This is a genomic window from Pseudomonas sp. FW305-3-2-15-C-LB1, assembly GCF_058787615.1.
In genome coordinates this window covers 25,940-40,241 of sequence record NZ_JBYSZX010000017.1, presented here as the reverse complement: position 1 = coordinate 40,241, position 14,302 = coordinate 25,940, and the positions used below count along the sequence as shown (strand labels likewise).

At 61.7% G+C, this 14,302-nt stretch carries 14 protein-coding genes; 9 read left to right on the top strand and 5 right to left on the bottom strand.

The window, feature by feature from the left end; translation table 11 throughout:
- Positions 1 to 9: 9 nt before the first annotated feature.
- From AC3WP7_RS25060 to AC3WP7_RS25050, 3 genes are read right to left on the bottom strand one after another with little or no spacing between them, the layout of a single operon-like run.
- Complete coding sequence (locus AC3WP7_RS25060) at positions 10 to 738, bottom strand: sulfotransferase-like domain-containing protein (protein ID WP_102592960.1); 729 nt, start codon at positions 736 to 738, stop codon at positions 10 to 12.
- On the bottom strand, positions 735 to 1,958 hold the full coding sequence (locus AC3WP7_RS25055) for a transaldolase family protein (protein ID WP_102592959.1): 1,224 nt from the start codon (positions 1,956 to 1,958) through the stop codon (positions 735 to 737). The genes AC3WP7_RS25060 and AC3WP7_RS25055 overlap by 4 nt, the downstream gene beginning before the upstream one ends.
- A gap of 25 nt (positions 1,959 to 1,983) precedes the next feature.
- Positions 1,984 to 2,688: an HAD family hydrolase gene (locus AC3WP7_RS25050; RefSeq protein ID WP_102592958.1), complete on the bottom strand. Its 705-nt coding sequence runs from the start codon at positions 2,686 to 2,688 to the stop codon at positions 1,984 to 1,986.
- A gap of 253 nt (positions 2,689 to 2,941) precedes the next feature.
- On the opposite strand from AC3WP7_RS25050, the gene AC3WP7_RS25045 reads away from it, so the two are divergent.
- The 5 genes from AC3WP7_RS25045 to AC3WP7_RS25025 all read left to right on the top strand — a co-directional run bounded on the left by AC3WP7_RS25045 (position 2,942) and on the right by AC3WP7_RS25025 (position 7,634).
- A complete protein-coding gene (locus tag AC3WP7_RS25045) occupies positions 2,942 to 3,742 on the top strand; it encodes a glucose 1-dehydrogenase (protein WP_092249573.1) in 801 nt (266 codons plus the stop codon).
- On the top strand, positions 3,735 to 5,561 hold the full coding sequence (locus AC3WP7_RS25040) for a glycoside hydrolase family 15 protein (RefSeq protein ID WP_093127079.1): 1,827 nt from the start codon (positions 3,735 to 3,737) through the stop codon (positions 5,559 to 5,561). The genes AC3WP7_RS25045 and AC3WP7_RS25040 overlap by 8 nt, the downstream gene beginning before the upstream one ends.
- A gap of 49 nt (positions 5,562 to 5,610) precedes the next feature.
- On the top strand, positions 5,611 to 6,084 hold the full coding sequence (locus AC3WP7_RS25035; RefSeq protein WP_092249565.1) for a cysteine hydrolase family protein: 474 nt from the start codon (positions 5,611 to 5,613) through the stop codon (positions 6,082 to 6,084).
- The gene (locus AC3WP7_RS25030; RefSeq protein ID WP_092249563.1) at positions 6,081 to 6,641 is read left to right on the top strand and encodes a GNAT family N-acetyltransferase; all 561 of its coding nucleotides are present in this window, start codon (positions 6,081 to 6,083) and stop codon (positions 6,639 to 6,641) included. The genes AC3WP7_RS25035 and AC3WP7_RS25030 overlap by 4 nt, the downstream gene beginning before the upstream one ends.
- Positions 6,642 to 6,719: 78 nt before the next feature.
- Positions 6,720 to 7,634, top strand: a complete 915-nt coding sequence (locus AC3WP7_RS25025) for an alpha/beta fold hydrolase (RefSeq protein ID WP_102592957.1) — start codon at positions 6,720 to 6,722, stop codon at positions 7,632 to 7,634.
- On the opposite strand, the gene AC3WP7_RS25020 is transcribed toward AC3WP7_RS25025, so the two are convergent.
- Positions 7,568 to 8,572: a GlxA family transcriptional regulator gene (locus tag AC3WP7_RS25020; RefSeq protein WP_093127071.1), complete on the bottom strand. Its 1,005-nt coding sequence runs from the start codon at positions 8,570 to 8,572 to the stop codon at positions 7,568 to 7,570. The genes AC3WP7_RS25025 and AC3WP7_RS25020 overlap by 67 nt on opposite strands.
- Before the next feature lie 90 nt (positions 8,573 to 8,662).
- On the opposite strand from AC3WP7_RS25020, the gene inhA reads away from it, so the two are divergent.
- Entirely contained in the window at positions 8,663 to 9,343 is a 681-nt protein-coding gene (gene inhA, locus AC3WP7_RS25015) for an isonitrile hydratase (protein ID WP_102592956.1), read from the top strand.
- 56 nt (positions 9,344 to 9,399) lie between these two features.
- On the opposite strand, the gene AC3WP7_RS25010 is transcribed toward inhA, so the two are convergent.
- Positions 9,400 to 10,029 carry a LysE family translocator gene (locus AC3WP7_RS25010; RefSeq protein WP_102592955.1) on the bottom strand — a complete coding sequence of 210 codons (630 nt, stop codon included), beginning with the start codon at positions 10,027 to 10,029 and terminating at the stop codon, positions 9,400 to 9,402.
- 159 nt (positions 10,030 to 10,188) lie between these two features.
- On the opposite strand from AC3WP7_RS25010, the gene AC3WP7_RS25005 reads away from it, so the two are divergent.
- The 3 genes from AC3WP7_RS25005 (at position 10,189) to AC3WP7_RS24995 (ending at position 14,230) form a co-directional block, all read left to right on the top strand.
- Positions 10,189 to 10,704 (top strand): sigma-70 family RNA polymerase sigma factor, encoded by a 516-nt coding sequence (locus AC3WP7_RS25005; protein ID WP_102592954.1) that lies wholly within the window; start codon positions 10,189 to 10,191, stop codon positions 10,702 to 10,704.
- The gene (locus AC3WP7_RS25000; RefSeq protein ID WP_102592953.1) at positions 10,691 to 11,641 is read left to right on the top strand and encodes a FecR domain-containing protein; all 951 of its coding nucleotides are present in this window, start codon (positions 10,691 to 10,693) and stop codon (positions 11,639 to 11,641) included. The genes AC3WP7_RS25005 and AC3WP7_RS25000 overlap by 14 nt, the downstream gene beginning before the upstream one ends.
- A gap of 105 nt (positions 11,642 to 11,746) precedes the next feature.
- Positions 11,747 to 14,230: a TonB-dependent siderophore receptor gene (locus tag AC3WP7_RS24995; protein ID WP_102592952.1), complete on the top strand. Its 2,484-nt coding sequence runs from the start codon at positions 11,747 to 11,749 to the stop codon at positions 14,228 to 14,230.
- The last annotated feature ends 72 nt before the right edge of the window (positions 14,231 to 14,302 follow it).

Genomic DNA, 14,302 nt, shown 5'->3' with positions numbered 1-14,302 from the left:
CAACCATCCTTATTGGCAAAATTCGTTCATGCGCGCGTAGAAAGTCCGATGGTATTCATACATCGCTTTTAACTTCGGGTATTGATCGAAGGCTTTCATATCGATGTGGTGTTTATCCGACGTCACAATGCGCTCACTGTTTTCCGCCGCAGCATGCCAACGACGCCAGGTTTTCCATTGTTGCGGACACTCTCGCTTCCACGTCATGGCATGCGGCAGAAACTCAATGCCCAAGTAATCACACAACTTACGAATCACCCGTTCCGGTTCAGCGGCCAGATCATCGGCGTTAATCACATAAGGCACTTTGCCCGTGAGTTTTGTGACCACGCAAAAGATCTCGTACAGCGCTTTATGCCCAATGGCCTGCAACGGCATATCCGGGTGCACCCGATGATGGGAAATAATGCTGCTGGCCGGCTCGCGGATAAGAAAGATATTGTCCTGTTGCGCGAGAAACTCACTGTCAACTTTCAAATTATCCAAACAGTGGTAACACATGTCTTTATGAAATACGTGTGTGCGCTCACGGGCGGTCAACAGATGCTGTTTTATACCCTGGTACGTCGTGGGCAAACTGTGATCCCACTCATCCGACGGGATCGCCGAGTCCTCGGAAAACGCCATGTGCGCAAAGGGCTCATGGAAAACCTCAAAATCGCCCCTCTCGATAAACACACGTTCCAGCACGGTGGAGCGCGAACGTGGGTGGGCCCACAACCCGATCATCCGGTTCATGCGACCACCCCGAATTCAGAGGCCAGCAGTGCGTTGAGCGCGCGCTTGAAAGGCTTGGTCACCGGGCAAAGCCGCACGCAGTAATCGGTCAGGCGCCGGTGCGCGCTGTTGGCTTCGTTGCAGGCGTTGATAAACGCCTCATGGTTGCCAAAGTCATACGGCTCGATGCTGTCGACAAAGTAGGCTTCGTAGAAATACGGGATACGGATCAGCTTGGCGAAGGTCGACGCGGGCGGTTTCTGTGGTTCCAAGGCGGGCACCACCGGTTTGCCGTGGCTTTCGCGCTCGATGAGGAACTCCACCACATCCGGCGTCAGCGTGTAGCAGGTTGCCGCATGCCCGGTCTTTTCCAGGTGCCAGCAATGCTTGTTGCCTCGCTCGTCCACATCGACTTTGATACTGGACAGCAAGGTTTTGACCGGCACGCTCGCGGCCGCCACCAACGCCTGGACCTGCTCGTAGATCATCAGCTCGGCCCAGCGCAGCTCCTCGGCGCTGAATGCCAGGCCACGCTCTGCGGCCTGCAGCGTGAGTTCGGGCTGACAGGCGAAACGCCCGATCATGAAGGTGATCACGTACTTGCAGTGGGCAGTGTCGATACCGTTGCTGCGCGCGGTCGCCATGCCCCGCTCGATGGCCTGGATGCCGGCCTGGAACTGCGCGACCGTGAAGCAGAAGGTGATATTGATCGACGCGCCCTGGGCGGCCAGTTGCTCGACGGTCAACAACCCCTCCAGGCTGCCCGGCACCTTGACCATCACATTCGGTGCGAGGCGATGCAGTTCCAGGCCCCTGACGGTCATGCGCTCGGTGCAGCGCACATCCACCGGGTCGACCTGGGCGGAAATCCAGCCTTCGACCTGTGCCGATTGAACCCACAACGGCTGGAGCGCCGACGCCCCCTCAACGATGACCTCGTTGTACAACTGCTTGTGCAATTCGCTGGGAGTCAGGCTCGCCAGGTTGAAGCGCGACGACCAGTACTCGCGTTTTTCAAGGATAACGGCGGTCACCAGCCGGGGATTGGTGGTCACGCTGCACAAGCCCCGGGACTGGGAGAAATCGTCTGGCATCAACGCATCTATATAAGCTGCGGCGGCCGGGTACTTATCCAGCAGGTGCTGTTTGTAAGGCAGGTAAACGGCAGGCGAAGAATCCCACCATAGCTGTGAAGATTGATCGTTGCGTTTAAGTCTTTCCAGGTAACCCAGTGTGTTCACAACGCCTCCTCCCTGAGTAATAAGATCAATTAAAAATCGCCAGTACTTCACGCATGTCGGCGATCGGTAATGCGCCGGCAGCCGCCAACTGTGCACGCCGGTGCGGTGGACCAAAACCCAAAACCCTTATATTGGCAGCGACGGACGCCTGAATACCCGTAACACTGTCTTCAATAACCAGCGCATCAGTAACGGCAATATCGTAAGTGTCACAAGCCGTCAAAAACACCAACGGATCTGGCTTCCAGCGACCCAGTTCATAACAACTGAATATTCGCCCTTCGAAATAAGAAAACAGACCGGCAGTACGCAAGCAGTGTTCTATCTTGCTACGGGGTGCGCTGGAGGCAACGCAATACGGGACCCGCAAACTGTCCAGCACTTCAACAATCCCATCCGTCGCTTTTAAATCAAGCGTCAAGGCATCCAGCGCGCGCTGACGAAAGTGTTGCTCAAACTCATTGTCCAAATGAATATCTAAAATACATTCAGCCTCACGCAAACACTCCGCAATTCTGCGTCCGCGGAAGTGTTCGATAAAACGTGTCACATCAAGTGTCGCACTGCCAGGTGCACGTGCATTTAGCATGGAGATCAACACAGACAGGGTGATCTCTTCACTTTGGACGAGTACACCGTCGCAATCGAAGATCACTAACTTAGGCATGCCAACTAAGGCAGCGGTTTTTCCCTGAACTGGTAGTTCCCCTATATCGGCCGAAAGGCACATAGATACCTCTTGTAAGTGGCCCCGCGATGACTTCCGAACTACCAACGGAGCGGGTTGAGGTGTGCCTATAAGACACGGGCACAAAAAGCCTGTCAAACGCTTTTAAGCGGTTTTTTAGTATCTTATGGTTATTTTTTATAGTTCTGTTATTCCATTTTCCACCATGGTTGTAGTCGCTAAATTCACACGGCTGAACTTCCCTTGCGCACCGTCAGTCAGCTACTTGAACTCACGAAATAAAGGTCGGTGAGCAATGCGTATCTCGTTGGAGCAACAAGTGGCGCTGGTAACCGGCGCCAGTTCCGGAATCGGCGCCGGCGCGGCCAAGGCTCTGGCACAAGCCGGAGCGGCCGTGGTGCTGAATTACAACAGCCAGGCTGCCCCGGCCGAGGCATTGGCCAGGCAGATCAACGCCGAGGGTGGCCGGGCGATTGCCATCGGCGCCAACGTCTCTATAGAAGAAGAGGTAGAACAGCTGTTTGCCCAGGCCCTCGATGCCTTCGGCCACCTGGACATCCTGGTGGCCAACTCCGGCCTGCAGAAGGACGCCAACCTGGTGGACATGAGCCTGGACGACTGGAATACGGTGATTGGCGTCAACCTCACCGGCCAGTTCCTGTGTGCCCGGGCGGCCGTGCGCATTTTCAACCGCCAGGGCGTGCGCGAGGGTGTGTCGCGGGCAGCCGGCAAAATCATCCACATGAGCTCGGTGCACCAGCTGATCCCCTGGGCCGGGCATGCGAACTACGCAGCGTCCAAGGGCGGCGTGGAAATGCTGATGCGCACCCTCGCCCAGGAAGTCAGCGAACAGCGCATCCGCATCAATGGCATTGCGCCGGGAGCGATCCGTACGGCGATCAATCGTGCGGCCACTGAAGGCGCCGCAGAGAAGGAACTGCTGAAGCTGATTCCCTATGGACGGGTCGGCGATGTGGAAGACGTGGCCAACGCCGTGGTATGGCTGGCCAGTGATGCGTCCGACTACGTCGTGGGCAGCACACTCTTTATTGATGGCGGCATGAGCCTGTATCCGGAGTTCCGTGGCAATGGTTGATTTGAAGAACGAGCAACAAAGCCCCATCGATGCCCACGGCATCATCGGCGACATGCGCAGCGCGGCACTGGTGAACGACAAAGGCAGCATCGACTTCTTCTGCTGGCCGGAATTCGACAGCCCGTCGATCTTCTGCTCGCTGCTGGACAGCCCCGATGCCGGCATCTTCCAGCTCACCCCGGACCTGCCCAACGCGCGCCGTGAGCAGATCTACCTGCCCGACACCAACGTGCTGCAAACCCGCTGGCTCAGCGACGACGCCGTGGTAGAGATCACTGACCTGCTGGCCATCAGCGAAGAAATCGACGACCTGCCACTGCTGATACGCCGGGTGCGGGTGGTCAGCGGCACGGCCGAGATTCATCTGCGCTGCGCCGTGCGGCATGACTATGCGCGCACGCCCACACACGCGACCGTCGACAACGGCACCGTATGCTTCAGTGCCGACGGCCAGCCCGGCCTGCGCCTGTCCGGCAGCCATCCGCTGCAGATCCAGGACGGCGCTGCCGTAGCCCGCTTCACCCTGGACCAGGACGAAGGTGCCGAGTTCGTCCTCGGCGGCCAGGACGACGAACGCGTAGACAGCGGTTGCACCGACCTGGCCCTGGCCCACACCTTGAAATTCTGGCGCGGCTGGATCGCGCAATCGAACTACCGTGGGCGCTGGCGCGAAATGGTCAACCGCTCGGCCCTGGCCCTCAAGCTGCTGACGTCGCGCAAACATGGCGCGATCATCGCCGCCGCCACCTTCGGCCTGCCGGAAAGCCCCGGCGGAGAGCGCAACTGGGACTATCGCTACACCTGGATCCGCGATGCGTCGTTCACCGTCTACGCCTTCATGCGCCTGGGTTTTGTCGACGAGGCCAACGCCTATATGCGCTGGCTCAAGGGCCGCGTCAGTGACTGCTGCGGCCAGCCGACCAAGATCAATATCCTGTACGGCATCGACGGTCGCCAGGAGCTGCCGGAAGCCGAGTTGGAGCACTTCAAAGGCCATGGCGGCGCGAAGCCGGTGCGCATCGGCAACGGCGCGTTCGACCAGATCCAGCTGGACATCTATGGCGAGCTGATGGACGCGGTGTACCTGGTCAACAAGTACGGCGAAGCCATCTCCCACGAGGGCTGGAAGCACACAGTGGAAGTCGCCGACCAGGTCTGCGAAATCTGGAATACCGAGGATGTGGGTATCTGGGAGATGCGCGGCGAACAGCACCACTTCCTGCACTCGCGGCTGATGTGCTGGGTGGCGCTGGACCGTGCCATCCGCCTGGCATCCAAGCGCTCGCTGCCGGCGCCGTTCGCGCGCTGGGACCAGACCCGCCAGGCGATCTACGCGGATATCTGGAGCAACTTCTGGAACGAGGAACGCGGGCATTTCGTGCAGCATATCGGCAGCACGGCGCTGGACGGTTCGATGCTGCTGATGCCGTTGGTGCGCTTTGTCGCGGCGACCGATCCGCGCTGGCTCTCGACCCTGGAAGCGATCCAGAAAAGCCTGGTGCGCGACGGCATGGTCTACCGCTACCGCAACGACGACAGCCAGATCGACGGCCTGCAAGGCACCGAAGGCGCGTTTGCGGCCTGCTCGTTCTGGTACGTCGAATGCCTGGCCCGCGCCGGCCAGGTGGAAAAGGCCCACCTGGAGTTCGAACAACTGCTGCGCTACGCCAACCCCCTGGGGCTGTACGCCGAAGAGTTCGACAACCAGGCCCGGCACCTGGGCAATACGCCCCAGGCCTTGAGCCACTTGGCGTTGATCAGCGCGGCGACGTTCCTGGACCGCAAGCTCAGCGGGGAGAAAACCACCTGGCAACCCTGAAATAGCCTGTGCACAATGGGCAGCCCTCCAGGCCACGGACAGGAACACCATGCGCCAGGTATTGCTGATCATCGATGTGCAACCCTCGTTCAACCCTCCCGCGTGGCTGGTGGACGGCATCAATGCCCTGCTGGGCCGCATGCCGTCAATCGCCACCGTGGAGCGTCACGACGAGAGCATTACCCCCTTCGCCCGTCAACTCGGCTGGCAACCGGCGCCGGATGACCAAAGCCTGATTGCGGCGGATCGTATCTTCATCAAGCACGGCTACGCGCCAACGCCCGAGACGGTTGCCTACCTGAAAAACATGGGGCCCGAGCGCGTGCTGGTGTGCGGCATCCAGACCGACACCTGCGTGCTGGCGGCGGGGTTTGCGTTGTTTGATGCCGGGTTGCAGCCGACGTTGATCAGCGATCTGACGATAGGCTCGTCGCTGGACAGGTCCGGGCAGTTGGGGGTGGACTTGTGGCGGCATCACTTTGGGCACGTGGTTGATCGAGACCAGGTCGCTGCCACCTTATGACCCCCTTTCCTACCCTGCACACTCAACGCCTGCAACTGCGGGAGCTGGTGCCCCAGGATGCCCCAGCGCTGTTCGCCATCTACCGTGATACCGACAGCATGCGCTGGTTCGGCGCAGACCCGATGGCCAATATTGCCCAGGCAAAGCGCCTGGTCGAGACCTTTGCCCAATGGCGTACCCAACCGAATCCCGGGACTCGCTGGGGGCTTGAGTTCGAGGGCCGATTGATCGGCAGTTGTGGCTTGTTCAAGTGGAACCAGGGATGGAACAGTTGCTCGCTGGCCTGTGAGCTAGCACCGCAATTCCGAGGCCAGGGTCTGATGAGCGAAGCGCTACGCACCGCGCTGGAATGGGGTTTCAGGCAGATGTATCTGCAGCGGGTGGAAGCGCTGGTTCATCCACATAATCACGCGTCCCGCGCGTTGCTGGAGCGTCTTGGCTTCAAAGCCGAAGGAAAAATGCGAGAAGCCGGATTCTGGAACGGCCAGCGACATGATCTTGAAGTGCTGGGGCTGCTGGCGCGGGAATGGCCGTATCGATCCAGACTGGACAAGTAAGCCCGCGGTCCCAAAAACCACCTCTTCCCGTCACACCTTTCGGCTAGAGTTCCAGCATCTCTGGCCATTTGGTGAACCATGACCATGACCCCCCCACGGCTCCACGTACGCACTTCAATGCTCGATATGGCCTATGAAGCCCACGGCCCCATCGACGGCCAACCGGTGATCCTGCTGCACGGCTTTCCCTACGACCCACGTGCCTATGACGCGATCGCCCCGGTACTGGCCGGGCATGGCTGCCGTGTGCTGGTGCCGTACCTGCGCGGTTACGGCCCGACACGGTTTATCAATGCGCAGGTAATGCGTTCAGGGCAGCAGGCGGCGCTGGCCAAGGACCTGCTGGACTTCATGGATGCGCTGGCGATCCCGCAGGCCACGCTGGCCGGGTACGACTGGGGCGGGCGCGCCGCGTGTATCGTCGCAGCGCTGTGGCCCGAGCGCGTGCATGGGTTGGTGACCGGGGATGGCTACAACATCCAGGACATCGCCCAGTCGCTGAAGCCCAGGGCACCTGTGACGGAACATCGCTTGTGGTACCAGTACTACTTTCATACCCCGCGCGGTGTGGACGGCTTGACCGCCAACCGTGGCGAACTGTGCAAGCTGTTGTGGTCGCTGTGGTCGCCGTCCTGGGCCGAGGGGCCGGGGCTGTATGCGCAGACGGCAGCTTCGTTTGATAACCCGGATTTTGTCGAGGTGGTGATTCACTCCTACCGCCACCGCTTCATGTACGCACCTGGCGACCCGGCGCTGGAAGCCATCGAGCAGGCACTGGCGTTGCAACCGGCGATCTCGGTGCCGAGCATTTCATTGTGCGGTGCCGATGATGGCGTGGGTCCGCCGCCCGAAGTGGATGACGACGTGGAGCATTTCAGCGAGCTTTACCAGCGCCGGGTGTTGCCGGGCGTGGGTCACAACATCCCTCAGGAAGCGCCGCAAGCCACACTGGACGCGGTGTTGGAATTGCTCGGCGAAAAACGTTCACGATAAGCCTGAGGCGTCACCGACAAGGCGCGCAGAAAGCTGCGACGCAGGGTTTCCTCGCAACCGAACCCACATTGCACCGCAATGCGTTTGACCGACGCCGTGCTATCGGCCAATTGCCGACGCGCGGTTTCGACGCGGATGAGCTCGACGGCACGCGCCGGGGTCTGGCCGGTTTCGGCGCGGTAGTGCCGTACAAAGCTACGCTCGCTCATGCCGGCCTGGGCGGCCAGGGTCGAAATATTCAAATCCAGGGTGAGGTGTTCGGCTATCCAGGCGTGCAGTTCGGCGAAGCGGCTGTCATCTTTTTGCAGGGACAGCGTCACGCTGAATTGCGACTGGCCACCGGGGCGCTTGAGAAACACCACCAGGTGCCGCGCCACTTCCAGGGCCACGGCGCGGCCCAGATCCTCCTCCACCAGCGCCAGGCACAGGTCGATACCGGCGGTGACACCGGCGGAGGTCCAGACGGCGCCCTGCTGGATGAAGATCGGGTTGGACTCCACCGTCAGCGCAGGGAACTTGCGCGCCAACTCTTCACAACGGGTCCAGTGGGTGGCGACGCGGCAGCCGTCGAGCAGACCGCTGGCGGCCAACAGGAAAGCGCCGGTGCACACCGAGGTCATGCGCCGGGTATATCTGGCTTTCGCACGCACCCAGTCCACCAGCGCCGGGTCTTCGGCGGCGCCGTACACGCCCCAGCCGCCGGCAATCACCAGCGTATCGCACGGCGCATCGACAGCGGGCAGCGTCTCGGCGACCAGCGCCAGACCGGCGGAGGTCATCACCGGCTGCGATTGCGCGGCGATCACCGATACCGCGTAAGGCAAAGGTTCGCCGCGCTGGCGCGCCAGGTCATTGGTGGAGGCGAACACCTGCAGCGGGCCGGTGACGTCGAGCACCTGGGCGTTATCGAAAGCGAGTACATGGACGATTCGAGGCATGATTGGCGTGATTCGTGGGCTTAATGGCGCATCCGCCAAAGCCTAGGCCTCTAGAGTGAAGCCGTCCACCCCTTTATCGGAGCTTCATTCATGACCTTGCAGATCGGCTTTCTGTTGTTCCCCGGCATCCAGCAACTGGACCTTACCGGCCCCTACGACGTGCTCGGTTCCCTGCCGGACGTGAAGTTGCACCTGGTGTGGAAAGACCTGGCCCCCGTCACCTCCAGCACCGGCCTGGTGTTCACCCCGACCATGGCCTATGCCGACTGCCCGCCCTTGGATGTGATCTGCGTGCCCGGCGGTTCCGGCGTCGGCGCGTTGATGGAAGACCCGCAGACCCTGGATTTCCTCAAGGCCCAGGCACAAACCGCACGCTACGTGACCTCGGTGTGTACCGGCTCGCTGGTGCTCGGTGCGGCGGGTTTACTGCGCGGGCGCAAGGCGACAACACACTGGGCCTACCACGACCTGCTCGCCCCGCTCGGCGCCATTCCTGTGCAAGAGCGCGTGGTACGCGATGGCAACCTGCTGACCGGTGGCGGCATCACTGCCGGGATCGACTTCGCCCTGACCCTCGCGGCGGAGTTGTACAGCGAAGCAGCGGCGCAGTTGGTGCAACTGCAGATTGAATACGCGCCGGCACCGCCGTTCGATGCCGGTCGCCCGGACACCGCCCCCAGGCATGTGCTGGGCGAGGCCAACAAGCGCACCGCCGAATCGCGCAGGGTACGCGGGGAGATCGTCGCACGGGCAGCTGCTCGGTTGGGTTGATACGCTTTCTCTGTGGCGAGCGGGCTTGCCACAAAAAGCTGGCCCAACACGTTTAGTCAGGCCGGACGCGACATCACCGCCAGGCGCACCGCCAGCACTGTCAGCACCGTCGCCAGGCCCCACTTCTGCAACCAGGCGCCTTTCGAGCGCCTGGCGAAGAACCGGCTCAGCGCACCGCCAGACATGCCCAGCAGCAGATGAAACACGCCCGCAATCAGGGTCAACACGCCCCCCAGCACCATCAACTGCACAGCGATGGACCCCGCCTCGGGCCTCACGAACTGCGGCAGGAACACCACAAAAAACAGCAGCGCCTTAGGGTTGAGCAAACTGTTGAGCATGGCTTGCAGGAACACCCGGCCCAGCGGCACCCGGCTGACGGGGCCAGCATCCAGCCCAGGTTTTTTCTGCAAGGTCTTGAACACCAGCCACAGCAGGTAGATCACACCCGCATACCGGATCACGTCAAAGGATGGCGGCCAACTGGCAACCAGCGCCGTCACCCCGGTGGCGGTCAAGGCGGTCAGCAGCACGTCGGCCACGCCAATGCCCAGGGCAGACGCCATCCCGCCGCGCCAGCCGTGGGTCACGCCGTGGCTGATCACAAAGGCCATGTTCGGCCCCGGGGACAACAGCAACAGCAGCACAGCACCGGAAAAAACCGCCAGGGTCGCCAGGTCGATCATGCTCAAGCCTTCCACCGGTAAAGCCTGCAGATTAGTCGGTGCACCGGCGGCAAACAAAAAATTGTGCTGGATACAATGCGCGCCGGGAATTGCGAAGGGCCACGACCAACGTCTAGAATGCGAAACATTATCAATTAAGACAGCTGTGCCAGGATGCCCATGTCGAGCGATCACCCACTGGACCACGCCGCCATCGGCCAGCTTTACCACGTCCATCATTCCTGGCTGCGCGGCTGGTTGAGCCGGCGCACCGGGTGCCGTGAACACGCCGCCGACCTGGCCCAGGAAACCTTCGTGCGCCTGCTCAACGCGCGCAAACAGCAAACCTTGCAGCAGCCGCGCGCCTACCTGAGCAGCATCGCCCGCAGCCTGATGATCGACCACTACCGCCGCCGCGAACTGGAGCGCGCCTACCTGGAAAGCCTCGCGCATTTTCCGCAACTCGAAGTGCCGTCGGAAGAAACCCGCCTGCTCATTCTCGATAGCCTGGAACGCATCGACCGCTTGCTCGACCAGCTCAAGCCGCGGGTGCGCGAAGCCTTCCTGCTGGCGCAACTGGACGGCCTGACCTGTGCACAGATTGCCCTGCGCCTGGGTGTGTCCAAGGCCACGGTGGAGCGTGACTTGTCCAAAGCGCTGCATGCCTGTTACCGCTTGCGTTATGCCGAAGGCTGACCCGCGCCTGGTGGACCAGGCCATCCAGTGGATGATCACACTGCGCTTCAATGTGGCCGACGACGCCAGCACCGCCGCGTTCGAACGCTGGCTGCACACCAGCGCCGAGCACCAGTTGGTGTGGCAGCGGGTGGCCGCAATGAATGACGATTTCAGCCAACTGCCGCCCCAGGTCGGCCGGCACGCCCTGCGCGGCGCGCGCCGACACATCTCCCGTCGTGAAGGCTTGAAACTGCTCGGCCTGGTTGCAGGTGCGGCCGGTTTGACCTGGCTCGGCCGCGACTACACGCCACTGCCTGCACTGATGGCCGACTACCGCACGGCCACCGGCGAGCGGCGCTGGGTGGCGCTGGACGATGGCAGCCGGATCCAGTTGAACAGCGCCAGCGCCCTCGACACGGCCTTCGATAAAGAGCGTCGCCTGGTGCGTTTGCGCCAGGGTGAAATACTGGTCAACACCGGCACCGATCACCGACCGTTCTGGGTACAGACCCGCGACGGCTACCTGCGCACCCTTGGCACGCGTCTGCTGGTCCGCGAAGAAGCCCAAGGCACACAGCTGGCGGTGCAACAGGGCACAGTGGCGGTGTTTGCCGATAGCCATGCGGGCAATACCCGCCAGGTACTCAAGCCTGGCGAGCAGGTGCTGTTCAATCGCAGCGGCATTCGTCCGGTTGTCGGCAACGGCCTTGACCCCTGGGCCTGGAGCGACGGCGTGATCAGCGCCCAGGCGATGCGGCTGGACGACTTCCTCGCCGAACTGGCGCGCTATCGCAACGGCCTGGTGCGCTGCAGCGAGGCGGTGGCTGGGCTGCGGGTGTCGGGGACTTATCAACTGGACGACACCGATCAAGTGCTAGGCCTGATCGCGCAATCACTCAAGCTCGATCTCACGTACCGCAGCCGCTATTGGGTGACGGTTTCCGCGCGCGCGTAAACGCTCAAAAATAAATGAGGTGAATTCTCATTGCCGTTCGACCTGTAAGGAAAGGCCGATCAACAGGCCGGTTCTGTCCACTTCCTTCAGGAGCACCCCGCGGTCATGCAAGCGTTCCCCTCCCAACGTTCACCCCTCAAGCGCGCCATGCAGGCCGCCTTGCTTGGCGCCTGCCTGAGCAGTGCCCTGCCCCTGGCCGTGATGGCCGATACACCGTCCAGCGACACCCAGGCCCGTGACTGGAACATCGCGGCCGGCGCCCTCGCCGCTGCATTGGATCAGTTCGCACGCCAGGCCGGTATCAGCCTGTCCTACGACGCCACCAGCGTCGCCGGCAAGACAAGCCCGGGCTTGAGCGGCCGCCTTGATCCTCAGCAAGCGCTTGAGCAATTGCTGCGCGGCCAGGGCCTTGAAGCCCAACGCCAGGGCAACAGCACCTGGATGCTATTGCCGCAAGTGGCCGATACCGGCTCGCTGAGCCTGGGCGCTACCCTTATCAACGGCGAACGCCTGGGTGTCACCACCGAGGGCACCGGGTCATACACCACCGGTGCAGTCACCATCGGCAAGGGCGAACACAGCCTGCGGGAAACCCCGCAATCGGTGAGTGTGATGACCCGCCAATTCATGGACGACCAGAACGTCACCACCATCGACGACGTAATGGAGCGCACGCCCGGCATCACCTCCTACGAGTCGCCCATGGGCGGCAAGTATTTCTACTCCCGTGGTTTCAAGATGCTCGGCCAGTACCAGTACGACGGCGTGCCCCTGGACATGGGCAAGGACTACGTCCAGGCCGACAGCTTCAGTGCGAACATGGCGATTTATGACCGCGTGGAAGTGCTCAAGGGCGCCGCCGGCATGCTCAAGGGGGCCGGCACCGCCAGCGGCGCGGTGAACTTTGTGCGCAAACGGCCACAGGCCAAGCCCACCACCAGCCTGTCGCTGTCGGCCGGCACCTGGGACAACTACCGCGCCGATCTCGACACCGGCGGCCCGCTGAATGACAGCGGCACGCTGCGTGGCCGCGCTGCCGTGAGCCAGCAGGATCGCGGGTCCTACATGGACATCGCCAAGCGCAAGGACCAGGCGTTCTACGGTGCGCTGGATTTTGACCTCACACCTGACACGACCCTGGGCGTCGGCGCCAGCTACGAGGATGTCGATGCCTCCCCGTGCTGGGGTGGCCTGCCGCGCTACGCCGACGGCAAAAGCGCCAACCTCAGCCGCTCGACCTGCCTTGGCCAATCCTGGAACGACTGGCAAAGCCGGCGTGCCACGTTCTTTGCCGACGTCACCCACCACTTCAACGATGACTGGAAACTCAAGGTCTCGGCAGTGCACAGCCGCAACCTGCAAGACACCAAATACGCCGCCAGCGAAGGCACCATCAACTACGGCGACCCGACGCCGACGGCCAACTCCTATGCAGCGCTGATGGACTACGACCACAGGGACTACGGCCTCGATGCCTATATCGACGGCAAGTTCGAAGCCTTCGGCCTGGAACACGAAGTGATCCTCGGCGCCAACGGCAGCCGCGGAACCCAGGACGACGTCTATGCAATCCAGAACCTGCCCAGACGCCAGAGCATCTACCAGCCAGACCACCACTTCCCGGAACCGGCCAACAGCACCTTCTGGCCGAACATGTACCGTGGCGGCACGGTCAAGGAAACCGCCACCCAATACGGTACTTATGCCACCTTGCGCCTGCGCCTGGCCGAGCCGTTGATGTTCATCGTCGGCAGTCGCGTGAGCTGGTACGACAACCGTCGCGAGTCCTATAACCTGGGCTGGGGCGAGTGGTCCCTGCAAGATGCGCACACCAAGGAAACCGGCGAGGTCACGCTGTTCGCCGCACTGATCTACGACCTCAATGAGCACCTCTCGGTGTACGCCAGCTACGCTGATATCTTCCAGCCGCAGAGTGCCTACGCTACGGCCGATGGCGCGGCGCTCAAACCGAAAATCGGCGACAACTACGAGCTGGGTATCAAGGGCGAATGGTTCGATGGGCGCCTCAACAGCTCCCTGGCATTGTTCCGTGCCATCGAGAAAAACGGCGCCGAAACCGACTACAACAGCTTCTGCCCGACCTCTGCCGATGGCTATTGCTACACCGATAAAGGCAAGGTGCGCGCCCAAGGCGTGGAGGCCGAAATCAGCGGTGAAGTGCTCGAGCGCCTGCAACTGTTCGGCGGCTACACCTACACCCAGACCAAATCCCTGAACACCATTGACAGCACAAAAGAAGGCGGCGTCTCCAACACCTATGTGCCTCGGCACATGCTGCGCGTGTGGGGTGACTACCAGCTCGATGGCGCACTGTCGAAATGGAGCGTGGGCACCGGAGTCAACGCCCAGAGCAGCAACTACCGCGTGCAAACCATCAAATTGGAACAGGCCGGTTACGCCACCTGGAACGCGCGCGTGGCGTATCGCCTCGATGACACCTGGACCGTGGCGCTCAACGGCAACAACTTGTTCGATAAAAGTTATTACAACACGGTCGGCACCGCCTCTTGGGGCAACTTCTACGGTGAACCGCGCAATTTTACCGTCAGTTTGAAAGGCAACTTCTGATCCGGTGAAAGCCCCGGTGGCAGGGTACTTAGTGCGCCCTGCCCCTCCCTCTTTGTCCCCCTTTCCTACCTC